General features: G+C 42.3%; 25 protein-coding genes. 16 read left to right on the top strand and 9 right to left on the bottom strand.

Annotated elements, in window-relative coordinates; genetic code table 11:
• Window positions 1–10 precede the first annotated feature (10 nt).
• The 7 genes from plsY to G9X62_RS02415 all read right to left on the bottom strand — a co-directional run bounded on the left by plsY (window position 11) and on the right by G9X62_RS02415 (window position 7,602).
• The gene (gene plsY, locus G9X62_RS02445; protein WP_223131228.1) at window positions 11–655 is read right to left on the bottom strand and encodes a glycerol-3-phosphate 1-O-acyltransferase PlsY; all 645 of its coding nucleotides are present in this window, start codon (window positions 653–655) and stop codon (window positions 11–13) included.
• Window positions 656–757: 102 nt separating this feature from the next.
• The gene (locus tag G9X62_RS02440; protein ID WP_223131227.1) at window positions 758–3,277 is read right to left on the bottom strand and encodes a DUF5686 and carboxypeptidase-like regulatory domain-containing protein; all 2,520 of its coding nucleotides are present in this window, start codon (window positions 3,275–3,277) and stop codon (window positions 758–760) included.
• Between the two features lie 56 nt (window positions 3,278–3,333).
• Window positions 3,334–3,933, bottom strand: coding sequence for an RdgB/HAM1 family non-canonical purine NTP pyrophosphatase (gene rdgB / locus G9X62_RS02435; RefSeq protein ID WP_223131226.1), 600 nt, complete (start codon window positions 3,931–3,933; stop codon window positions 3,334–3,336).
• Complete coding sequence (locus G9X62_RS02430) at window positions 3,933–4,811, bottom strand: FKBP-type peptidyl-prolyl cis-trans isomerase (protein WP_223131225.1); 879 nt, start codon at window positions 4,809–4,811, stop codon at window positions 3,933–3,935. Before G9X62_RS02430 ends, rdgB begins: the two co-directional genes overlap by 1 nt.
• Before the next feature lie 2 nt (window positions 4,812–4,813).
• The gene (locus G9X62_RS02425; RefSeq protein ID WP_223131224.1) at window positions 4,814–5,659 is read right to left on the bottom strand and encodes an FKBP-type peptidyl-prolyl cis-trans isomerase; all 846 of its coding nucleotides are present in this window, start codon (window positions 5,657–5,659) and stop codon (window positions 4,814–4,816) included.
• Window positions 5,660–5,663: 4 nt separating this feature from the next.
• The gene (locus G9X62_RS02420; protein ID WP_223131223.1) at window positions 5,664–6,503 is read right to left on the bottom strand and encodes an FKBP-type peptidyl-prolyl cis-trans isomerase; all 840 of its coding nucleotides are present in this window, start codon (window positions 6,501–6,503) and stop codon (window positions 5,664–5,666) included.
• A gap of 10 nt (window positions 6,504–6,513) precedes the next feature.
• Window positions 6,514–7,602, bottom strand: coding sequence for a DHH family phosphoesterase (locus tag G9X62_RS02415; RefSeq protein WP_261345536.1), 1,089 nt, complete (start codon window positions 7,600–7,602; stop codon window positions 6,514–6,516).
• Between the two features lie 10 nt (window positions 7,603–7,612).
• Here G9X62_RS02415 and G9X62_RS02410 point away from each other — a divergent pair, with 10 nt between their 5' ends.
• Window positions 7,613–8,023 carry a nucleoside-diphosphate kinase gene (locus G9X62_RS02410; protein ID WP_130922878.1) on the top strand — a complete coding sequence of 137 codons (411 nt, stop codon included), beginning with the start codon at window positions 7,613–7,615 and terminating at the stop codon, window positions 8,021–8,023.
• On the opposite strand, the gene G9X62_RS02405 is transcribed toward G9X62_RS02410, so the two are convergent.
• Together G9X62_RS02405 and G9X62_RS02400 are read right to left on the bottom strand one after the other, a co-directional pair.
• Window positions 8,024–9,637 carry an ArnT family glycosyltransferase gene (locus G9X62_RS02405; RefSeq protein ID WP_223131222.1) on the bottom strand — a complete coding sequence of 538 codons (1,614 nt, stop codon included), beginning with the start codon at window positions 9,635–9,637 and terminating at the stop codon, window positions 8,024–8,026. It abuts the gene before it with no gap.
• Window positions 9,615–10,232, bottom strand: a complete 618-nt coding sequence (locus G9X62_RS02400) for a phosphatase PAP2 family protein (protein ID WP_223131221.1) — start codon at window positions 10,230–10,232, stop codon at window positions 9,615–9,617. Before G9X62_RS02400 ends, G9X62_RS02405 begins: the two co-directional genes overlap by 23 nt.
• A gap of 88 nt (window positions 10,233–10,320) precedes the next feature.
• On the opposite strand from G9X62_RS02400, the gene G9X62_RS02395 reads away from it, so the two are divergent.
• The 15 genes from G9X62_RS02395 (at window position 10,321) to murC (ending at window position 23,467) form a co-directional block, all read left to right on the top strand.
• Complete coding sequence (locus G9X62_RS02395) at window positions 10,321–10,860, top strand: YceD family protein (RefSeq protein ID WP_223131220.1); 540 nt, start codon at window positions 10,321–10,323, stop codon at window positions 10,858–10,860.
• A 14-nt stretch (window positions 10,861–10,874) separates the two neighbouring features.
• On the top strand, window positions 10,875–11,066 hold the full coding sequence (gene rpmF, locus G9X62_RS02390; protein ID WP_223131219.1) for a 50S ribosomal protein L32: 192 nt from the start codon (window positions 10,875–10,877) through the stop codon (window positions 11,064–11,066).
• A 126-nt stretch (window positions 11,067–11,192) separates the two neighbouring features.
• On the top strand, window positions 11,193–12,137 hold the full coding sequence (plsX, locus tag G9X62_RS02385) for a phosphate acyltransferase PlsX (RefSeq protein ID WP_223131218.1): 945 nt from the start codon (window positions 11,193–11,195) through the stop codon (window positions 12,135–12,137).
• 5 nt (window positions 12,138–12,142) lie between these two features.
• On the top strand, window positions 12,143–13,144 hold the full coding sequence (locus G9X62_RS02380; RefSeq protein WP_223131217.1) for a beta-ketoacyl-ACP synthase III: 1,002 nt from the start codon (window positions 12,143–12,145) through the stop codon (window positions 13,142–13,144).
• Between the two features lie 6 nt (window positions 13,145–13,150).
• Entirely contained in the window at window positions 13,151–13,714 is a 564-nt protein-coding gene (gene efp, locus G9X62_RS02375; RefSeq protein WP_223131216.1) for an elongation factor P, read from the top strand.
• A gap of 35 nt (window positions 13,715–13,749) precedes the next feature.
• On the top strand, window positions 13,750–14,214 hold the full coding sequence (accB, locus tag G9X62_RS02370) for an acetyl-CoA carboxylase biotin carboxyl carrier protein (protein WP_223131215.1): 465 nt from the start codon (window positions 13,750–13,752) through the stop codon (window positions 14,212–14,214).
• Between the two features lie 3 nt (window positions 14,215–14,217).
• On the top strand, window positions 14,218–15,561 hold the full coding sequence (gene accC, locus G9X62_RS02365) for an acetyl-CoA carboxylase biotin carboxylase subunit (protein ID WP_223131214.1): 1,344 nt from the start codon (window positions 14,218–14,220) through the stop codon (window positions 15,559–15,561).
• Between the two features lie 223 nt (window positions 15,562–15,784).
• Window positions 15,785–16,228, top strand: coding sequence for a 50S ribosomal protein L13 (gene rplM / locus G9X62_RS02360; protein WP_223131213.1), 444 nt, complete (start codon window positions 15,785–15,787; stop codon window positions 16,226–16,228).
• A 14-nt stretch (window positions 16,229–16,242) separates the two neighbouring features.
• The gene (gene rpsI / locus G9X62_RS02355; RefSeq protein ID WP_130895016.1) at window positions 16,243–16,632 is read left to right on the top strand and encodes a 30S ribosomal protein S9; all 390 of its coding nucleotides are present in this window, start codon (window positions 16,243–16,245) and stop codon (window positions 16,630–16,632) included.
• Window positions 16,633–16,710: 78 nt separating this feature from the next.
• On the top strand, window positions 16,711–17,520 hold the full coding sequence (gene rpsB, locus G9X62_RS02350) for a 30S ribosomal protein S2 (RefSeq protein ID WP_130895015.1): 810 nt from the start codon (window positions 16,711–16,713) through the stop codon (window positions 17,518–17,520).
• A gap of 12 nt (window positions 17,521–17,532) precedes the next feature.
• Window positions 17,533–18,366 (top strand): translation elongation factor Ts, encoded by an 834-nt coding sequence (gene tsf, locus G9X62_RS02345; RefSeq protein ID WP_223131212.1) that lies wholly within the window; start codon window positions 17,533–17,535, stop codon window positions 18,364–18,366.
• Window positions 18,367–18,518: 152 nt separating this feature from the next.
• Window positions 18,519–19,844 (top strand): UDP-N-acetylmuramoyl-L-alanine--D-glutamate ligase, encoded by a 1,326-nt coding sequence (murD, locus tag G9X62_RS02340; RefSeq protein ID WP_223131211.1) that lies wholly within the window; start codon window positions 18,519–18,521, stop codon window positions 19,842–19,844.
• The gene (locus tag G9X62_RS02335; RefSeq protein WP_223131210.1) at window positions 19,837–21,012 is read left to right on the top strand and encodes an FtsW/RodA/SpoVE family cell cycle protein; all 1,176 of its coding nucleotides are present in this window, start codon (window positions 19,837–19,839) and stop codon (window positions 21,010–21,012) included. The genes murD and G9X62_RS02335 overlap by 8 nt, the downstream gene beginning before the upstream one ends.
• Window positions 21,012–22,094, top strand: a complete 1,083-nt coding sequence (murG, locus tag G9X62_RS02330; protein ID WP_223131209.1) for an undecaprenyldiphospho-muramoylpentapeptide beta-N-acetylglucosaminyltransferase — start codon at window positions 21,012–21,014, stop codon at window positions 22,092–22,094. Before G9X62_RS02335 ends, murG begins: the two co-directional genes overlap by 1 nt.
• The gene (gene murC / locus G9X62_RS02325) at window positions 22,091–23,467 is read left to right on the top strand and encodes a UDP-N-acetylmuramate--L-alanine ligase (RefSeq protein WP_223131208.1); all 1,377 of its coding nucleotides are present in this window, start codon (window positions 22,091–22,093) and stop codon (window positions 23,465–23,467) included. The genes murG and murC overlap by 4 nt, the downstream gene beginning before the upstream one ends.
• The last annotated feature ends 14 nt before the right edge of the window (window positions 23,468–23,481 follow it).

Genomic DNA, 23,481 nt, shown 5'->3' with positions numbered 1-23,481 from the left:
GATAGAAAGGCTATAAACGTCCTTTTCGAGGAATAAGATACATCCGATTTTCGGTTCCTGAAATGATTCGACCGATATTTTTACGGTGCGTAAAGATCACTAAAAAGGAAATGATAAATCCGAAATAAATCAAAATGGGTAATTCTTTCCCAAACACCCCCAATTGAAGCAATAAAGGAAAGACTAAAGAGGTTACCATCGAACCTAATGAAACATAATGTGAAATCGCGAAAACGAGCAAAAAGACCAGACTACTAGCGAAGGCCGCTTGCGGATGCAAGGCAATAACCATTCCTAATGTAGTTGCGACCCCTTTTCCTCCTTTGAAATCACAGAAAACAGGTAATAAATGACCAATAATGGCCAAGAAACCAAATAGTATCTTCAAGCTTACGCACGATTCCCAATCCACTAATCCAAACGTATACAAGACAGTCGCTAAACTCGCTGCTGCAAAGCCCTTTAAAGCATCCACAAATAAAACAATGGAGCCCGCTTTTTTTCCTAATACGCGAAACGTGTTAGTGGCCCCTGCGTTACCGCTTCCATGCTGGCGAATATCGATACCATGGTAACGATCGCCATACCAAATCGCTGTCGGGATAGATCCCAACAGGTAGCTTAGTAAAGATAGGCCCACGAGTATGAAAAGCATAATTGATTGGTTGTAACCTTGTAAATATAGGGCGACGAGTTTATGAAATCAAATACATCAAAAACATTCTTGAAATGTTTAAACTTTCGTCTTTGTAATGTTCTAAAATGAGAAATTAACAGAGGCCATCAACCTAAATCGCTGTGGATTACCATGATCTAAATAGGTCAATCGATGGAAGGCTTGCACGCGTAAAATCTTGAAAATATTGTCAATACCATAACCGACTTCAGCAAATGGCTTGTTCGGATCTAAGGAATCAAAGGAGTATTGATCTAAAAATTTAGACCGTAACGGACTATTCACATCTTTCATTATTTCTCGATTTGCAGATCGCTGACTACCCATCAAAATATTACCCGAAGCAATGAAACGCCACTTTAACTTCTTAATCAATGGGATTCGATTAAATAATAAACCCTCAAAATTATGATTGTACTGAATCGAAGCATACTGATCACTCACGAATTCAAAGTAATTCATCGTGGAATAGGCTGAACGAACAAAGAAGAACGTCTCATTTCCTAAGTGAGGAAACAACAATGGTGCTGGTAAATTCGATGGCGTATAACCGGCGGTAAACGTATAATCCGAGCGACCCATAGTACCTAAGCGGAAGGTTTGGTATGCCTTTAAGGTAACGCGGTCGTAGGTAAAATCACCGCCTAAAAATCCCTTGAATCCATGTTGGTATTTCAACGTGATGACAGGAATACGTTTCGTAGCTAACGTAATTCGCTCGTTGCCATTCATAATGAAAGTCTCGTTTTTAGCAAAACGCAACTCTACCGTCGCGAATGTTTCTTGGTAATAATCCTGAACCGCAGACGCACGTCCTAACTCTGGATTTAGTCGGAATTGAAAACGAAATAAAGGATCAAATGAACGCGTATTCAAAGAAGTCGTGACCGTTAATCCTTTTTGTATTTCTGACGAGAAAAAGGCTTCGGATTCGCGTCTAAAGAAGGCTCCAGAGAAGGCGCCCCACCGCGTAAACGAATAGAATAATTTATTATCTCCTATCAGTTCAGGCGTTAAACCTACACGTTCAATATCATACGAATGCCGTAAACCAGCCACGGTCCATTTCTTTTTAGAGAAGAGGTAATTCACTTCTGCAGCATACTTAGGCACTAAATCTTTCGTCCCAAAACCGACATTTCCACGCAAGATCCAATGTTTATCAAAGTTTGCATTCGTTCTAAAACCTAAACGAAATCTAGCCCCTTCAATTTTATTGACTGCAAAACTGGATACATAAGGACCTACTTCAATGTCATTGAACTTCTTATATCCACTCAAAACAATCTCTGCAATTTCCACATAGGTTCGAACAACAGGCAGATTTTGAACCGAATCTATCAAAGCTGAGGCCATCAAATCTTGTGTACTTAGTGGTTCGTGTCGGGCATATTTCCAAAACTCGGGATTAGGCTGCATCGCATCCTCTGCCACTTCCGTTGTTAAATCATAGAAGCCTAATTCGTGCGGTTTATTTACCACAAAATCTTTATTTGAGATGTACATCTTCAATAACATCCCGGCACTACCTTTCGTGATTTCTTCTAAGTCAATCAGGAATCGGGTTCTAGCCGGAAGCCAAGCGCCCGAACTGGTTTGTTCTAATTCCTGAGAGATTTTAATCTTATCGATAAAGTTCAAATTAGCCCCTTTATCTACAGCCGCATCGATTTGTACTAAGGCAAGGGAGGTGGTGTCAATCCACATTTGGCCCCTAAATACCAAGTCCATTGGATTCTTGGGATCAAAATCCATTTGATAGCAAACATGGCCATCCACATTGACCGTATCCCCTAGGAAATAACTATAATTCCCTTTCCAATTATCACCGATCGGGCTCGCAAAATCCTTTCCAAAAAAGCCGACATAGTTTTGGTAGAAATTATAATTCGCCACCAAATTACCGCCCACTAACTGCGAAATCAAGGACCCATCCTTCACTCCTACTCCTTTAATATTCGTTTTTGTGATGGTTTCCTTCTTACGTTGTGGGCTTTCTAAATAATAAAACTTACCCACGGACTCCGAGATATAGGTAGGTATAACAAGTTTCCCATCCTCTCCGGCGATCTTCTCAAACTTCTTAATCGCCTGTGCGATGTCTTTCATCACCTTTTTCTCCTTGAACTTCTCTGAGATATTATCCACATCAAGCTCCATCTTTGCATAGGAGTCATACTCGTAGGCAGAAAGCTTCGAACGATCGTTCTTCGCCCGGTTGCGAATTACTCCACGTAAGATTTTAAAAGCCGGATTTTCGCCCGAATACACAATTACCTCTGCCATTTCGCGGCCGGTAGGTTCTAACTGAAATTCGACTTCCTGTAATTTAGACCCACGCGTTATTTTCTTTACACGCTTTTTATAGCCTACAAAGGAGGCAAAAAGACTATCCGCTGAATATTTTGAATTTAACGTAAACTCCCCTTGAAAGTTCGTCGTAGCACCTTGACTTACGCCTACAAGTCCTACCGATGCAAATGGAATGGGGTCCCCGTTCTTTGCATCCGTAACACGTCCCTTAATCACAAATTGACCGAGAGAGGGAAAAACCGCAAAGTATAAGAAAAAAGCCAGCAAAATGCTGAATTTCAATTTCATGGTGGGGGTTTTATGATGCAAACGTTACAAAAATAGCAAGCTAAGCGAATATTTCGCTATACGTCGGCACATTTCTGTGTTTCGTCTAAGAAGTTTTTGAATTTCTCCAAAGCACGCGCTCTATGGGCTATTTTATTCTTCTCTGCCAAAGTCATTTCAGCGAAAGTCCTTCGCTCTCCTTCAGGCTGAAAAATAGGATCATACCCAAAACCTTGCGTACCCCTGGGCACCTCCACGATGTTGCCTTTTATCTCCCCTTCGAAAAAATGGTAAGAACCCTCTGAATAATAAGTCAAAACAGTGACAAAGCGAGCATTGCGATCTGACTTTCCCTGAAGGTTTTGTAACAATAATTGGAGATTTGCTTGATCATCCTTAGGTTCACCTGCGTAACGGGCCGAATAGACGCCTGGAGCGCCACCTAAGGCTTCTACTTCTAAACCTGAATCATCTGCTAAACAAGAAACTTGGAATTTTTCCGCGATGTATCGGGCTTTTTGGAGAGAGTTCTCTGTTAAGGTTGAACCCGTTTCTGGAATCTCCTCCGTGAGCGCTAATGTGCTTAAATCCCGAACGTCAAAGTGGTCCTGTAGCAAGGCGCTAAGTTCTTCGACTTTGTGCTTGTTTTGGGTGGCTAAATAAAGAATGGGGAGCATTATTGAGCTGAAACTACTTCGATTTCAAAATACAAAGGAGAATAGCCTGGGATTGTTGAATTACCAGTAGCGCCATAAGCACTTGTATGAGGTAGAATAGCTTTGGCTTTTTCACCCACTTTTAATTTTAAGGCAGCTTCCTCAAACCCAGAAATTAACTGTCCTGCACCTGCAGTAAAAGACAAGGTGCCTGAACCGAATTTAGAATCATATATAACCTTGTTCGAAGCATCCGTTTGGATGTACCCATAGCCTAAACGACCCACATAATTCACTTTCACTAGTTGGCCGGTCACGATGGCTGCTCCCGTTGGATTTTCTACCGTCTTTTGAAAAACTAAGCCTGAAGTGGTTTTTTCAGGTGTTGTGAATCCATAAGTGGTCTGCATAGCCGTAATTTGATCGGCTTGGTTCTTAATAGAAACTACTTCTACTTCCGCTTTAATCACGGCATAGGCCGGTACGTTTCCAAACGTATTAGCCCCAAAAGCCAAAGAGGAAGGCAACAAAAAAGTGCCTTTGTCCCCTGCTTTCATTAATGATACGGGTAAGGTGAATAAGCTTTGAGAAACCCCAAAAACGATGGACTTAGACTGGTTAGCTGATTTCGATGTAGAATCAACGAAAGTGCCATCTAATAAAGTTAATTTATAGTGCAATGTAACTAAATCTGCCACGGAAGGAGTCGAAGTAGTAGCAGTAGATGCGATCGAATAATACATTCCATCTGCTGTGCTTTGATAGGTTAGATTACGTTGCTTTAAATAGTTTTGTATATCCGTATTATTCTTAGAAACCTCCTGTTCAACAGGATTCTCAACAGAACAGCTTGATATACCTAACGCTATCGCGAAAAATAAAACCAAATACTTAAGCATACTTATTCAATTTTAGCCACGTAAATTTCAAAACTCAAAGGAGTATAACCCGGAATGCTTGAATTACCATTCACTCCATAACCAAGCGCTGAAGGGAAAACAATAACGGCTTTCTCGCCTAAACGCATTTTCTCAATTCCCATTTGAAAACCAGGAACGGTTTGCGTTCCACCGATGGTTACACTCAAACTATCCGTACGAGCCATATTACCATCGAAGGCTTTGGAACTTAAGAAACGTCCCGTATATTTAATTTTCACCACCTTACCTTGGGCAGGGATATCTCCCGTTCCGGCCTTTAAACGAATATAACGAAGTCCATCTGTCTGCGTTTCCGTCACTGCATATCCATTTCGGGTGATGAATTCTCGAATCAAATCATCTTGTGTACGAACCACATACGACTTAATTTTCACCTTCATGGGTGTGTAAGCTGGCAAATCTGGAAACGCCTGGGCTGTACCTGGGATGACCAAAGTCGCTTGCTCACCTTCACGCAAGGCCGTAAACAAACTGACAAATACAGGATTTCCGCCACCGTACTTTAAAAAATAAGGAGAATTAGTGGCCCGATTTGTACTATCTAGCACCTTACCTGTTGCCAGGTTTGAGAACTCATAATGTACATAGAGTGAATCACCCTTCGTCGCTAATTCCCCCGATGGATTCGATTTAGTCACAAAATAGTAGCCACCATCAGACAAGGCAGATGGCGTTTGATTTTGACTAGCAAAATAGGCTAGAATTTGTGTTTTATTTTCTTTCGCCTTCACATCATCTTCCAATGCAATATCAGAAAGACATGAAAACGTAAAAAAGGCAATAAATAGGAATCCGAAAACTTTCATTCAATTATTTCTTAGACAATACTTCTAATTCAAATACTAAAATAGCATTTGCAGGGATACGTGGAGCAGCTCCTTGCGCACCATAGCCTAACGCTGATGGGATCACAAAAGTACCTTTGCCTCCTTTTTTCAATAACATTAATGCTTCGTTAAAGCCTGGAACCAATTGACCTACTGGAGGCATCGCAACACCTGCACCTTTGTCAAATTCTTTTCCGTCCAAGAACGTACCGATGTAGTTAACTACCCATGACTCTCCCATTTGAGGACCTTCGCCCGCGCCTGGATTTGTAATGGAGGCATAAAGTCCTGTTGAAGTCTTAGTGAATTGCTTGCCTGAGTTAGCTACATACGCCTCGATTAATTTAGCGTCTTTGCCTGTTTGCTCAGCAGATAATTTCGTCATCTCTTTTTCGAATTCTGCACGAGATTGAGATTTCTTGATTTTAACGATGAAACGAACATCTGTACCACGCTTCAAGAATGGAGGAACAGGTTGATTCGCGTCTTTAAACAAACTATCTACAGGAACGAAAATCGTTGCGCTATCTCCTACGGATAATAAACGTAAACCGTTCTCAAAAGAACCTTTGAATGCTCCTGCTGGTGCAGCTGGAGGAACTAAATCTTGTAAAGGCTTTCCTTCTTTACGGGAATCTTTGATGGTAGAATCGGCATCGTTTTTGATCACTAAATCAAACGTAATGATATCACCTTCTTTTAATTTAGCGGCGCTATCATCATGTTCGTGCTTTTGGATTTTAACTCCGTCTACTACTTCGACATTGTTACACGAAGCTAGTGCCATTGCCGCTACTAAAATTACTGCTAGTTGTTTACGCATGATTTTGATTTTATAAATTTTTAACTCGATTTATTTCAGAAAGATACAAAGGTAACACTTCCATTAGTTTTTTCTTCGCATCTTCTAAACTTCCCCCTGAAAAACGTCCGCCGGAGGCATTTTTATGACCACCGCCTTCAAAGTATTTCGAGGCAAATTCATTCACTGCAAAAGGTTCGATAGATCTAAAAGAGAGCTTTACGCCGTCTGGGCGCTCAATCATCAAGATAGACCACACACAACCGGTAATTTGCAAACCATAATTTACGATGCCTTCTGTGTCACCTGCTTGAGAATTAAATTTTGTTAAATCTTCCGCCGTAATCCACATGAATGCGAGGTGAAACTCGGGTAAGTAGTCCATTCTTTGGCCTAAAACATGACCAATAAACTTCAAACGATCGATACTAGACGAGTCGAATACCTTGCGATGTACCTCATTCGTAATCACCCCTAATTCAATCAAAGCAGCGACAACAGTGTGCACGTGAGCCGTGGTGTTCGGATGGCGAAATGAGCCGGTATCCGTCATAATGCCCGAATACAAACACGATCCAATCGCTGGGTCTAGCAGATTTTCATCACCCCACTCCAGAATCAAATCATAAATTAATTCACAGGTAGACGCCGCAATCGTTCGGTGGTAATAATAATCACCAAAGTCTTCCGGATCCAAATGATGATCAATCACCACTTTCTTAGCCCGCGACTTGCGTACTAAAGGCGCCATGTTGTGCAGCCTTTGAATACCCGAAAAATCTAGGCAAAAAATAAAATCAGCTTCCTCCACCAGCGCATCGATTTGCACCTTGTGAAGTATGTCGTCATAGGCTAAAATATCGGCCGCTCCAGGCATCCATTTCAAGTTAGCTGATACTGCAGAGGGTACCGCCACCGTTGCGAGAATCCCTTTTTTTGCCAAATATCCCTGGAAAGCAAGCGTCGAACCAATCGCATCCGAATCCGGATTGTAATGGGCAGTGATCACAGCTTTTGTGCCTGGAATTAGTTGGGCTGTTAACTCAGAAATGGAGGTCATAAAATAGGTGTGCCGGAAATAAATTTGGGCAAACGCAAAGTTAGAGATAAATTTGTTCAAAATTATGCCAATGTCAACAAATAGAACTTTTACCATGATTAAGCCGGATGCGGTCGCAGACGGTCACACAGGTCCCATCATTCAACAAATCGAAAAAGCTGGTTACAAAATCGTAGCCATCACGAAATTAAAAATGAGCCCAGAGCAAGCGGGTCAATTTTATGCTGTTCACAGCGAGCGTCCTTTTTATCAAAGCCTTTGCGACTACATGTCGAAGAGTGAGATTATCCCGATGATTTTGGAGAAAGAAAACGCGGTAGCTGATTTTCGTACCTTCATCGGTTCCACGAATCCGGCTGAAGCAGCGGAAGGCACAATTCGTAAGCAATTTGCCAAATCTTTGGAGGCTAACGCCATTCACGGATCGGATTCTGACGAGAATGCAGCCATCGAAGGCGCATTCTTCTTCCCAGGAGTTTAATTAGCGATGCTTGTAGAAAAGAAATCCGTTCTCTTCTTTTAGGAAGATCAAGTTCGGATGGTATTTAAACTTATCTTCTGCATCTGCTTTCAGGATGAAATAAGCCGGTCTATCCAGCTTTTTCGCAGCTAATAATTCATCGCCCGCGGGACTTCCTGCGGGCTTTTGAAAATACAAGAGCTGCGCGTAGGACTTGAACCCGACAGGCTCGATATAGACTTTTTGGCCCAATTTGGCGATATAAAAATCAATCACCGTTGCCTGAGTATACCCCTCTATTTTAGGTACCACTATCGCCATATAGGCCATAATCGTCACCAGTGACGCTGCCATTAAGGTATGTAACTTCTTTGTGAACAGGTAATAAATTACAGCTACAGCAAATACCAAACCAATCAAAAACTCCCAACCAGCCCAATACACGGGTGCTTGCAAATTACCTTGCACGAATACGTCTTGTATGTAGGGAGCGATGAGGCCCGCGTTTTGGCCTATCAATGGAACCGCCGTCAACACCGTGGCTAATAATAATCCCACAAAGCCTATCGCCGTATTGTATTTCCAGTTAAAGCGAAATCCTCCTGCCTGCCATTCTTGCAAAACCTCCGCCGAGAAATAGGTCAACGGTATCCAGCACATGGACGAATAGTGTACAATTTTCGTCTTCACGATGCTGAACAGAATCAAAACCACCCAAAACAAGACTTTCATCCAGTTCGAAAAGTCCAATTCCTCCCGCTTCCAGCGAAACAAACGAGCTCCCGCCCAAATCGATACCGGGAAACATCCAATCAACAAAACAATAAAATGATAGTAAAAGGGCTGCCCGTGTCCCGCATCTCCGGTCGTCATTAATCGCACCTGATAGCTAAAGAAGTCTTCAATAATCTGCCATCCGAATTTATAGGCTATTAGACCATACCAAGCCACAAAGAAAAACACAGAGATCAATCCCGCTACGATGGCGCCTGTAAACAAACGGCCATTGATACGTGAACGGTATAAAATTCCTACGAACAAAAGGGTTAAAGCCCAGAGGAGCAAAGCTGCGGGACCTTTGGTCAATAAGGCCAAGCCAATCGAAATCCCAGCAAATACGACATTTCTGAAACGAGTCGAATCTTGAAAGAACTCCGAAAAGAAATAGACTCCTAAAAATATCAATAAATTGAAAAGCGGATCGATAATCCCGGAACTCGCATACACATGCGGTGTAATCGCGACCAGATAAGAGAAGGCCCATAGGTTCCCAAAATTCGCACCCCAGGTCTTCTTCCCTATCGCATATAGTGACCAAAGGGTGGCAATCCCAATGATCGCATTGGGAAAACGCGCGGCAAATTCCATCGAAATATCCGATTGACCTGAGAACGAATCAAAGGTCATAAAACTCAATGCCTGCAGCCAAAGGAACAAAGGTGGCTTCTCCCAGAAAGGTTGAAAGTTGATTTGGACGCTTAAAAAATCCCCCGTCACAATCATCTCCCTGGCAGACTCCGCAAAATTTACCTCATCCCAATCGAACAAATGGGTCGACCCTAAAAAAGGTATGTAGACCGCCGCTCCCACGAGCGCCCAGAAAAGGTAAGGTTTATTTTGAACTGCTTTTAGCATAGTGAATCGAATAAAATAAGGCAGATGAGCCTACTCCGATGGCCGCCCCTACGAGGGTATCCACCGGAAAATGTTGAAATAAATAGACTCTGGAATAGGCAACGCCTACGGCTAGCAAACCGGCGAATAGCCCCCAAAACCAGCGACGCAACAGCACCGCCACCCAAAAAAACATGAAAAAAGCCGCCCCTGTATGGCCAGAGGGCATTGAATTGTATTCACTAATTAATAACCCTGGAACGATATGCCATTTAATGCCTGAGCTGGCAAAATAAGCCAAGGGGCGAAGCGCGTCAGTGAACACCAAATGCTTTAATCCCTGAATCAAACCGGTAGATAAGGCATAGGAATACACATAAGGCAAAGCGTAGACTTTCTGAAAACGAAACAAGTAAATCAAAAGCAAAACGGGTAAAACGACTTCAGCCGTAGCAGTTAACACCTGAAAGGTCATGTCTGCTAGAGGGGAGTTATTACCGTTGATGAGCTGAAGCTGATCGAGACGCTGGTAGGCGCTGACAAAAAGCCAGCCTCCTACTTCGTAAAAAATAAAGATCCCTAAAAACGCTTTTACAGCCGGACTCCAATGCTTCATGCCTCGAAATTACGAATTTGTTCAGCGCTACTATTGCTGTTTTCGAATATTTTCGTAATTTCGCATTCTTTTTTACCCAAGAGTGAAAATGAACGTCCTAGAAGCATACCAGATACCGATACTTTCTTTAGAAGATAAAGTATACCCGTATTCCTTCACCGGGAACGACGAATTTTTCGCTGCTTTCGAGCAGGAATGGGTCCAAAAGGGCGAATTTAACGCAAAAGCGACGTTAGATAAATCGGCTACCATGATTCAGGTAAGACTAATCATAGACGGCCATTTGAAATTAATTTGCGATCGATCAAATGAGGAGTTTGAATTCCCCATCCACATTGACGAGAAGATTATTTACAAATATTCGGATCACAATGAAGATATGGGAGACAATTTATTCTTGTTTGACAGAAAGTCGCCTAAATTAGATTTATCGCAAGATTTATTTGATTTCATTGCCTTGCAGGTGCCCATGAAGAAGTTGCACCCTAGGTTTGTGAAACCTCTAGAAGAGCATGTAGATGGCGAGTTGATTTATACAACAGACCCAGAAGACGAAAATAAAGCCGATCAGGAGCCAGAAATGGATCCGAGATGGGCAGCATTAAAAAAATTAACAGACAATAATTAATAAATAACAATACAATGGCACATCCTAAAAGAAAAATCTCTACTACTCGTCGTGATACAAGAAGAGCGCATGATTTCGGAACTCCAAGACATTTAGGAGTTGATCCACAAACAGGCGAAACTCACCTTTATCACCGTGCTCACGTACATGAAGGTAACTTGTTCTACAAAGGAAAAATGATCGTAGAAGGATTCTCGGTTAAGTAATTCCCTGGTAGACTGCAGCTTTACGCTGTTTTTTCAGAAAAACTGAAAAAATCCCGTTAAAATGCTATTTTTTGACTAAATTTAATGCTATTTTTGCCAAAAGCTTTAGTAATTAAACATAATTAAATGAAAATAGCCGTTGATGTGATGGGCGGGGATTATGCCCCAGAAGCTGTAATTGAAGGAATACTTTTAGCGTTATCTAGTCTTTCAAACGACGACACTATATTAGCCGTAGGTCCACAGGACACCATCGAGCAATTATTAGCGAAACACGGGTATGCAGGCAAGCAAATTGCCATCATTCCAGCGGATCAAGTAATTGAAATGGGTGAACATCCGACCAAGGCACTATCTCAAAAACCCAATTCCAGCATAGGAGTTGGGTTTCATCTTTTAAAAGAAGGCAAAGCAGACGTATTTGCTTCAGCAGGAAATACCGGCGCTATGATGGTCGGTTCCTTATTTTCTGTCAAAACTATCGAAGGAATTTCTCGCCCAGCAATTGCAGGTTTCGTTCCACAAGAGGATGGCACCTATGCTTTAATGCTGGATATAGGCGCGAATGCGGATTGCAAGCCGGAGATGCTAGATCAATTTGCAGTGTTAGGCTCTGTGTACTTTGAAGCGACAACTGGCAAGAAAGCTCCACGCGTAGGTTTGATGAACATAGGCGAAGAAGAACAAAAAGGAAATATCCTTTCGCTAGCGACTCACGCCCTTTTGAAAGAGAACAAGAAGATCAACTTCATCGGTAACATCGAGGGGAAAGACTTCTTCAAGAACAAAGCAGACGTTATTGTGACAGATGGATTTACGGGAAACATTATTTTGAAGATGGGGGAATCTATCTACAAGATCATGAAGGACCAAGGCATCACGAATGACTTTGTCGAGAATACGAATTACGAAAAATACGGCGGTAGCCCGATCATCGGGATAAATGGAAATGTAATTATTGCACATGGAGCTTCTAGTCCTTTGGCAATCAAAAACATGATCAAACTTTGTAGATCCGTCGTAGAATCAGATGTTTGCGGTAAGATTAAGGCCGCCATCGAGAACCAATAATTAATATGAGCCAAAAAATAAGTGCAGCCATCACCGGAGTCGCAGGATATGTACCGGATTATGTGCTGACGAATCAAGAATTAGAAAAAATCATTGATACAAACGACGAGTGGATCACTTCTCGCACCGGCATCAAAGAAAGACGTATTTTGAAAGGCGAAGGCCTAGGAACGTCTTTTATGGGGGCTAAAGCGGTGGAGGATCTCTTGAAGAAAACGAATACCAAGCCAGAAGAAGTAGACATGCTGATCTGTGCGACGGTGACTCCAGATTACTTTTTCCCCTCTGCTTCTAACTTGATTTGCAAGGCAGTAGGCATCCGTGAAACGGCTTCCTTTGACTTAGCAGCAGCTTGTTCTGGTTTCTTAAACGCCTTAGGTGCGGGTACCGCCTTCATCGAATCAGGTCGTTACAAGAAAATCATCGTAGTGGGTGCGGACAAAATGTCTTCGATTGTGGATTATACGGATCGTACGACGTGCATTCTTTTTGGGGATGGCGCGGCAGCGGTGATGTTAGAGCCTAATTTCGAAGGTTTAGGAGTCCAAGACTTTATCTTGAAATCGGATGGAGAAGGATGCGAATCCTTAATGCAAAAAGGGGGCGGTAGCGCTTACCCTCCTACGGTAGAATCTGTGGAATCAAAATGGCATTACATTCGCCAAGAAGGTCAATCCGTATTTAAATTTGCGGTGACACGTATGGCAGATGTTTCGGCAGAAATCATGGAACGCAATCACTTGACTGGTGACGATATTAAATACCTAGTTCCACATCAAGCAAACAAACGTATCATCGATGCGACAGCAAATCGGATGGGTGTGAGCGATGATAAGGTGATGTTGAACATCCAGAAATATGGAAATACGACGGCGGCGACGATTCCGCTTTGTCTTTGGGATTACGAAAACAAACTAAAAAAAGGAGATAATCTGATCTTAGCGGCCTTCGGTGGAGGCTTCACATGGGGATCAGCTTACGTTAAATGGGCATACGACCCTAAATAATTAGAAATGGCAACTACAGCAGACATTAAAAATGGGATGGTGATTAAATACAATGACGACTTATACTCGATCATTGAATTCCTTCACGTAAAACCAGGAAAAGGCCCGGCTTTCGTTCGGACGAAATTGCGTTCTTTGACTTCAGGAAAAGTAATCGATAACACGTTCAACTCAGGTGTGGCGATTTATCCAGTTCGTGTGGAGCGTAGAAAATTCCAATTCATCTACAAAGATGAGTTTGGATACAACTTCATGGACCAAGAATCATTTGAGCAAATCCTATTAGGTGAAAACCTTTGTGTGATGGCAGATTTGATGAAAGAAGGACAAGAGGTAGAGATTTTGATCAATACAGAAAACGATGCTGCTTTATCTTGCGAATTGCCTCCATTCGTAGAATTGAAGGTAACTTACACAGAACCAGGTGTTCGTGGCGATACGGCTAACTCTCCTAAGAAACCAGCAACGGTAGAAACAGGAGCAACGATTACCGTGCCTATTTTCATCGAACAAGATGAAGTGATTAAAGTAGATACAAGAACCTATTCATACGCTGAGCGTGTAAAATAATTAGCTACCTTTGTAGCGTTTAATTAACAAAAAGAATGGATACTAAAGAAATTCAACGATTACTCGATTATATCGCTAAATCTCCATTAGCTGAGGTTAGCATCGAAACAGAAGGTTTAAAAGTTTCTGTTAAGAAACACGGAGAAGCAGCACCGGTAGTAAGTGTGGTTTCTGCAGCACCAGCAGCGGCTCCAGTAGCAGCAGCTCCGGCAGCGGCAGCACCTGCGGCGCCAGCTGCACCGGCCCCCGTAGCAGATAACTTATATACAGTTAAGTCCCCTATGATCGGTACATTCTACCGTGCTCCAGGTCCAGATAAAGATAACTTCGTAGAAGTAGGAACGGAAATCGCTCCAGGAAAAACGGTTTGTGTGATCGAAGCGATGAAATTGTTTAACGAAATCGATTCAGAGATTTCTGGAAAGATCGTTAAAATCTTAGTTGATAATGCAAGTCCTGTAGAATTTGATCAACCTTTATTCTTGGTTGAAAAAGCGTAATCTATGTTTAAAAAGATATTAATAGCGAATCGCGGGGAAATTGCCTTGCGTATTATTCGGACTTGTAAGGAGATGGGCATCAAAACGGTGGCCGTTTTCTCTACCGCCGATCGCGACAGTTTACACGTTCGCTTTGCGGATGAGGCCGTTTGTATCGGACCTCCGCCCAGCAGACAATCTTATTTGAGTATTCCGGCGATTATTTCGGCTGCAGAAGTGACTGGAGCAGATGCAATTCACCCGGGTTACGGTTTCCTATCTGAGAATGCAGAATTCTCGCGTATTTGTTCTGAACATGGGATTAAATTCATCGGTGCTTCGGCAGACATGATTAATTCGATGGGAGACAAAGCGACAGCGAAAGAAACGATGAAGCGTGCAGGTGTTCCGGTTATTCCGGGTTCTGACGGCTTAATCGACACCGTAGAAGAAGCAAAAGAATTAGCGAAAGCCATCAAATACCCGGTAATCATCAAGGCTACAGCTGGTGGTGGTGGCCGCGGAATGCGTATCATCCGTGAGGAGTCAGAATTTGACAAATTATGGGAAGATGCGAAGATGGAATCAGCAGCGGCTTTTGGGAATGATGCGATGTACATGGAGAAATTCGTGGAAGAGCCTCGACACATTGAGATTCAGATCGTAGGAGATAAATTTGGCAAAGCTTGTCACTTATCAGAACGCGATTGCTCGATTCAACGTCGTCACCAAAAATTATGCGAAGAAACGCCATCTCCTGCCCTTTCGGAAGAATTGCGCAAGAAAATGGGTGAAGCAGCGATCGCAGGTGCTACCGCCATCGGGTACGAAGGCGCAGGTACGATCGAGTTCTTAGTGGATAAAAACGGGGATTTCTACTTCATGGAGATGAATACCCGTATCCAGGTAGAGCACCCGATCACAGAAGAGGTAACTGATTTCGATTTAATTAAGGAACAAATTAAGGTAGCAGCGGGCATTCCAATTTCGGGCCAAAACTACTTCCCTAAATTATATGCTTTAGAATGCCGTATTAACGCGGAAGATCCTGCGAACGGTTTCCGTCCATCTCCTGGTAAGATTACGAATCTTCACCTTCCTGGTGGTCACGGGGTTCGTATTGACTCTCACGTGTATTCTGGCTACACGATTCCACCGAATTACGATTCAATGATTGCGAAAGTGATCGTTTCAGGCCAAAGCCGTGAAGAAGTTTTACTTCGCATGAAGCGTGCCTTGCAAGAATTCGTCATCGAGGGTATCAAAACCACGATTCCTTTCCACATCAAATTGATGGATGATCCGACGTTTAAGTCAGGTCAATTCACGACAGCTTTCATGGAAAGTTTCGATTTGAGTGATTTATAATTTGACCTAAAAAGGTTTTGAAAAAGGAGGCTCGATGGCCTCCTTTTTTTGTTCTAAAACATTTTCTTTTAGACACTTGCATATCAAATCAAGATTTTATAAATTTGCACTCCCATTTTTCGATTGAATGCCCGTTTGAAAGATAAAATAGGTCATAATCAATTCCTTTAGACAAATTCCGTGGTCTAGGTGGAAACGATTCAAACAGTTAAATTATAAACAAGTGGATACTTTAAGTTACAAAACCATCTCCGCAAACAAAGCTACTGTACAGAAAGCTTGGTTTGTTGTAGATGCTGAAAATCAAGTTTTGGGACGTGTTTGTTCTGAAATTGCGAAAATCATTCGTGGAAAGCACAAGCCTTCTTACACTCCACACGTTGATTGTGGCGATCAAGTTATCGTTATCAACGCGGACAAAATTCGCTTAACTGGTAAGAAAATGACAGACAAGGTGTATATCCGTCACACGGGTTACCCAGGTGGTCAACGTTTCGCAACTCCACGTGAGGTTTTAGCAAAAAACCCAAGAGGTGTTGTAGAATCAGCGGTGAAAGGTATGTTACCTAAAAATCGTTTAGGTCGTGAATTATTCAACAACTTATTCGTTTATGCAGGATCAGAACATCCTCACGCAGCTCAACAACCAAAAGAAATTAAGTTTTAACGGACACTAAGAAAATGGCAGAAATAACAAGTAAAATCGGTAGAAGAAAGACGGCAGTAGCTCGTATTTCGATGACACCAGGTAAAGGCCAGATTAAAATCAACGGCCGTGTATTAGCTGATTACTTCCCATCTGAAATTCTTCAGATTGTTGTTAATCAACCTTTCGCTTTAACGAACACAGTAGGTTCATTTGATGTAACAGCTAACGTAGATGGCGGTGGTATCAAAGGGCAAGCTGAAGCGCTTCGTATGGCGATTTCACGTGCACTTCAAACGCAAGATGCAGAATTACGTTCTCCTTTGAAAAAAGAAGGCTTCTTAACTCGTGACCCACGTATGGTGGAGCGTAAGAAACCAGGACGTGCGAAAGCTCGTAAGAGATTCCAGTTCTCGAAGCGTTAAGATTTGTTCGTGGAAAAGGCTTGTCTGTTGCCGATGCCTTTTCCACCTTTTTATTATTCACATTTTTAAACAACCAAAATGGCACAATTAAGCTACAACGACTTGCTTGACGCAGGCGTTCACTTCGGTCACTTGACTCGTAAGTGGGATCCTAAAATGGCTCCATACATCTTTATGGAGAAAAATGGTATCCACATCATTGATCTAAATAAAACTATCTCTTCTTTAGAAGAAGCTTCAGCAGCTCTTCGTTCTATTGTACGTTCAGGCCGTAAGGTAATGTTCGTTGCAACAAAGAAACAAGCACAAGAAATTGTGACTACAGAAGCTGATAAATTAAAAATGCCATACGTAACTGACCGTTGGTTAGGTGGTATGTTGACTAACTTCGCGACTGTACGTAAGTCCATCAAGAAGATGTCTAGCATTGATAAAATGTTAAAAGACGAAGTTATCGTGAAGACAATCGCTAAGCGTGAGCGTTTAATGTTAACTCGTGAAGAAGAAAAATTAAAGCGTGTGTTAGGTGGTATCACTGACTTAACTCGTCTTCCAGCGGCTTTGTTCGTAGTAGACGTTAAGCGTGAGCACATCGCGGTTTCTGAGGCTAAGAAATTAGGTATCCCAGTTTTCGCTATGTGTGATACAAACTCTAACCCAGATTTAGTTGACTATCCAATCCCAGCGAATGATGATGCATACAAGTCTATCTCTATCATCATCACAGCTATTTCTAAAGCAATCGAAGAAGGTTTAGCTGAAAGAAAGCAAGATAAGGATGACGCTCGTGAGGCGGAAGAAGTAGAAGCTAAAAAAGCAGCAGACGACGATTCACAAGAGGCAGCTAAGGTAGCGGCTAAATACGAAAAAGAAGCAGAACAAGAATAAATATTCATACATATGTCAATTACAGCAGCAGACGTTAACAAGTTACGTCAAATGACAGGTGCCGGAATGATGGATTGCAAGAAAGCTTTGACTGAAGCCAATGGTGACTTCGAAGCAGCAGTTGATATCCTTCGTAAAGCAGGTCAAAAAGTAGCAGCGAAACGTGCGGACAATGAAACAAATGAAGGTGTTGTATTAGTAGCACTTAATGCAGATCACTCGAACGGTAAATTGATCGCTTTAGCTTGTGAAACTGAACCAGTTTCTAAAGTAGCAGATTTCAATAACTTAGCGAAATCAATCATTGACAAAGCAGCAGCGTCTCACGCTCCTTCAGCGCATGATTTATTAGCGGAGCCGTTAGCAGATGGACGTTCAGTAGAAGGTCACATCATCGACTTAACTGGTAAAATTGGAGAGAAAATCACGTTAGCAGCTTACGAAAACGTATCGGCTGAGAAAGTGGTTTCTTACATTCACTCGAACAACAAAATCGGTGTTTTAGTAGCATTCGAAAACGTTCAAGGAGTAGATGTATCAGAAGTAGGAAAAGATATCGCGATGCAAATCACGGCTATGAAACCTGTCGCTTTAGACAAGGATGGCGTAGATGCAGAAACGATTGAAAGAGAAATCGAAATCGGAAAAGATCAAGCACGTCAAGAAGGTAAGCCTGAAGCGATGTTAGAGAAAATTGCGGTAGGTAAATTAGAGAAGTTCTACAAAGAATCTACTCTATTGAACCAACAATTCGTAAAAGACTCATCGATCACGATTCGTCAACTATTAGAGCAAACGCAAAAAGGTTTAACGATTTCTTCGTTCAAACGTATTGCTTTGGTTTAATTCCACTCGAATGCATAGGAAAGACCCACCCGAAACGGTGGGTCTTTTTTTTGTCAGTAAAATTCCAACCAGATGCTCATTTTCAGTTGATAGAATGCGGGACATTTTCTAACTTGTAGTTGAATTCAATTTCCGATAATTTCAACGTACGAATGGCAGTAATCAGCATCTTAGGTGGGGGAGAAAGTGGTGTAGGAGCCGCTCTATTGGCTAAATCAAAAGGTTTTGCCGTGTTTTTATCTGACGCCGGTATACTAAAAGAAAACTACCAACAAACCTTACGAGAAAACGAGATTGAATTTGAAACGGGTGGCCACAATGTAGAGCGCATATTGGGCTCTACTGAGATCATCATCAGTCCAGGAATCCCAGAAAAAACAGACATCGTAAAAGCCATCAAGGCGAAAGGAATTTCCCTCGTATCGGAAATCGAATTTGCGGCTCGTTATACGAAAGCGAAAATCGTAGCCATCACGGGATCAAATGGAAAAACGACTACTACCCTACTGACGTATCATTTCTTGAAATCTGCTGGCCTTAAAGTGGGTTTAGCGGGAAATATAGGCCAAAGCTTTGCTAAGCAGGTCATGGAAGATCAACACGATATATATGTCCTGGAGATTTCCAGCTTTCAATTAGACCGTTGCTTTCAGTTTAAACCTGATGTGGCCGTATTATTGAACATCACTCCAGATCACTTAGATCGCTACGAATATAAATTTGAGAATTACATCGCATCGAAGTTTCGCATTTTCCAAAATGCGGATGCCTCTACGAGCTGTGTCTTTTGGGCAGATGACGAGGTACTAAAAGCGAACCTAACTAAAATCGCCGCCAGCGCCCAATTAAAAACGGTTAGTTTCAACACAAAAGCTGACGCGCATATTACAGCTGATTCCATACAATTTGATGGAGCAATACTAGCTTTAGCTGATGCGCCGCTAAAGGGCCCTCATAATGCCATCAATATGGCGGTGGCTATGTTAGCGGCACACGAGGCAGGTGTATCATTCGAGCAAATGCTAAAGTCCTTACCCTTCTTTGAAAATGCCCCACATCGTTTAGAACCTTGTGGTGTTTGGAATGGAGTGGAATTTATCAATGACTCGAAGGCCACGAATGTCGATGCCGTCTATTATGCCTTAAACAGTTACAAGCAACCGTTGATTTTAATCTTGGGCGGAGTGGATAAAGGGAATGAATACGAAGTATTAGATCCTTTAGTGAAGGGAAAAGTAAAGGGATTGATTTGCTTAGGAACGGATAACTCGAAACTAGAGCAGCATTTCGGAACTATCGTACCGCAACTTTTTGCGACAGACTCTTTAGAAAATGCTGTCAAAAAAGGGATGGAATGGGCTGCCTCTGGTGATGTAATTTTACTCTCACCTGCTTGTGCTAGTTTCGATTTATTTAAGAATTACGAAGATCGAGGAGATCAATTTAAAAACACTGTTAAACGCTTGATTCATGGATAGTAAAATCAGAGCCTTCTTTCAAGAACACCTGAAAGGGGATTATAAGATTTGGTTGATCGTGTTTATTTTAAACGCGTTCGGATTACTGATTCAGTTCTCTGCGAAAGCAAAGCTGACAATGGATGGCCCTTTTGAGCCGCTTTCAAGCTTTATCAAAACCTTAGTTATTTTAGGCATCTCGTTTTATTTGATGTCCTATTTTTCCAAATCCAATTACAGCCGCGTGGCTAAATTTAGTGATTTGGCCCTGTTTTTATCCTGGGGATTAGTGATGGTGGCCTATGTTTTTGGGGCAACTAAAGGGGGTGCGAATCGCTGGGTTCAACTAGGCCCTATCTCTTTCATGCCTTCGGATATGGTGAAATTATGCCTTATTACGAGCCTTGCGAAGGATTTCTCTTCCAAACAGGCTGACCCAGAGTCTTATAATACGGTGATGTTTATTCGCATGTTGTTCAAAATCGGGGTATCCTGTTTCTTGATTATGTTATCGAACTTTTCCACGAGTGTCTTGATCTTCTTAACGAGTATTATCCTGATGTTTTTTGGTCGAGTTCCAGCGAAACAGATTTTTATGATTATAACGGCCGTTGCCGTCTTAGCTGTTACCGTGGTTTCGTTAGGGATTGGTCAAAGAGCCCAAACGGTTAAAACACGTATCGAAAATTATGTTCAACGTATTGGCAAAAACGAAACGAAAATAAACAAGGCGAAAAATGAGGATTATCAGATTACACGAAGCCTCTACGCCATCGCAACTGGAGCCATTCACCCGAAAGGGCCAGGAAAAAGTCAACAGCGGTATATCCTTTCTCAAGCAGAATCCGATTTCGTATATGCCATTATTATTGAGGAATACGGCCTAGTGGGTGGACTAGCTATACCGGTTCTATTTCTCATTTTCATGTACCGCGGGGCAAAAGCGATACAATACAGTACGAAACCTTTTGGTGGATTATTATCAGCAGGTTTAACCTTCTCCATCGTCTTCCAGGCATTCATTAATATGCTAGTAGCCGTGGATGCGGGTCCCGTAACCGGACAACCCATGCCTATGATATCTGCCGGTGGTACTTCCTTGATTTTTACTGCCATTAGTATTGGATTAATTCTAGCAGTCAGCAGAGACAAATTCCCTGATCAACCTGTTCAACCTACCGTAGCCTAATGTCGATTAAACGCGTTATTATTTCTGGAGGAGGAACCGGTGGACACATTTACCCAGCCATTTCAATCGCAAATGCGATGAAGGAAATCGACCCTTCCTTAGCATTTTTATTTGTAGGGGCTGAAGGCAAAATGGAAATGGAAAAAGTCCCTAAAGCGGGCTTTGAAATTATTGGACTTCCCATAGTGGGTATTCAAAGAACGCAGGTTTGGAAGAATGTGTTTTTTCCATTCAAATTGATCAAGAGTCTTTGGCAATCTGTCCAAATCATCAAAAATTTTAAGCCCGATGTGGCGGTGGGTGTAGGAGGTTATGCGTCTGGACCGCTTTTATTAGCGGCGCGATTCCTAGGCATCCCCTATTATATTCAAGAACAAAATTCCTTTGCGGGCATTACAAATAAGGCCTTAGCCGCTAAAGCGGAGCATATTTTTGTGGCGTATCCTGGAATGGAAAAGTTCTTCCCAGCGGAGAAAATCACCCTGAGTGGAAATCCAGTCCGTAAAGACTTAATCGATGCGGCGGGTAAGAAATCAAAGGCCGCAGCGCATTTCCATTTAGACCCCGCTCTAAAAACGATTTTGATCATTGGTGGAAGTCAAGGAGCACGCAGCATTAACCAAGGAATCTTGGGCGGATTAGATCGATTAACTAACGCTGGGGTACAAGTTATTTGGCAGACTGGTATCGCTTTTGAGGCTACGGCTAAGCAAGCGGCAGCTGGAAATGCGAGCACCTTCGTTTCTGCTTTCATTTATGAAATGGATTTAGCGTATGCCATGGCCGATTTAGTGATTTCTAGAGCCGGTGCCTCATCCGTTTCCGAAATTTGTCTCATCGGTAAAGCAAGCATCTTAGTGCCGCTTCCGAGTGCCGCAGAAGATCACCAAACAGAGAATGCGAAAAGCTTGGTTTCCCAAAACGCAGCCATTCTTGTTCGTGACTCCGATGTAAAAGAAAAATTAATCACAGAAGCTTTAGCAGCGCTTCAAACTGATTTAAGTACCCTTGAAAAAAATAGCCTTCGTTTAGCTAAGCCAAACGCAGCGCATGAAATAGCCCAATCCATTTTAAGCCGATGAAAAAAGAATTAAGCCTGAGCGATTTGAAACAAGTCTATTTTTTAGGAATAGGAGGCATCGGCATGTCGGCCATTGCGCGTTGGTTCTTGCACAATGGCTTTCCAGTGGCGGGTTACGATAAAACGGAGAGTCCGTTAACAAAGAAATTAGCGGAAGAGGGAATGGTGATTCACTACGAGGACTCCATCGACCTGATTCCAGCGACTTGCCTTTCAGACTTAGAACACAGCTTATTTATTTATACGCCAGCCATCCCGAAGGATCACATAGAAATGAACTATTTGCTTTCTAAGGGAATTCGTCTTTATAAACGTTCAGAAATTTTGGGCTGGATTACCCAGCAAATCCCTACCCTTGCCGTAGCTGGAACCCACGGAAAAACGACGACTTCATCGCTTTTAACTCATTTGCTACTTAGCGCTAAGAAAAATGTAACCGCCTTTTTAGGGGGCATTACCGTGAATTATGGGACTAATTTCATCCCAAACCATTCGAAAGAAAACATCGTTTGCGTGGTAGAAGCGGATGAATACGATCGTTCTTTCTTAACCTTGCACCCACAAGCGGCAGTGGTGACCTCCACAGATGCGGATCACTTAGATATCTATGGCGATGGGGATTCGGTTTTAGAGAGTTTCCAATTGTTTGTGAACCAAATCAAAGCCGGCGGTTTCTTCATCCAAAAAAAGGGATTGAGTCTACAATCTGCCTTAGGTGGATCGACTTTTGGAATTGATTCAGGAGATTTTAAGGCACATAATATCCGTATCGAAGATCACCGAATGATTTTTGATATGAGCTACCCAGGTGGTAAAGTGTCCGATATTCCTATGCGAATTCCCGGTTTTCATAACATCGAAAATGCCTTAGCTGCCGCTGCTTTAGCGATGCAGGTAGGTGTGACCGGTGAAGAGATCAAAATAGGCATTGCTTCTTTCCTAGGAGTTAAACGCCGTTTCGAGTACCACGTAGAATCAGATGAGCATGTGATGATCGATGATTATGCACACCACCCCACTGAAATTGCGGCTTGCCTAAACTCGGTGAAAGCGTTATATCCAGGCGAAAAAATAACGGCTGTATTCCAACCGCATTTATTCTCCAGAACGAGGGACTTTATTGATGATTTTGCCAAAAGCCTTGCCATCGCCGACGAACTCTATTTATTAGACATTTATCCAGCACGCGAATTGCCTATGGCAGGCGTCACATCAGATTGGTTGTTAAGTAAGATCGAATTAAAAGACAAACAGGTTATCTCGAAAGCGGACCTATTGCAAGTGATCGACACGAAAAAACCAAAACTTTTAGTGACGATGGGGGCAGGAGATATCGATCTTCTTTTGAATGATTTAAAATTGAGCTTATCTTAGTATAATTTTTCAAA

Origin of the sequence: Aquirufa lenticrescens, assembly GCF_019916085.1 — a bacterium.
Classification (GTDB): Bacteria; Bacteroidota; Bacteroidia; order Cytophagales; family Spirosomataceae; genus Aquirufa; species Aquirufa lenticrescens.
Note: the sequence above shows the minus strand (reverse complement) of the source record. Positions and strands in the feature narration are given on the sequence as shown.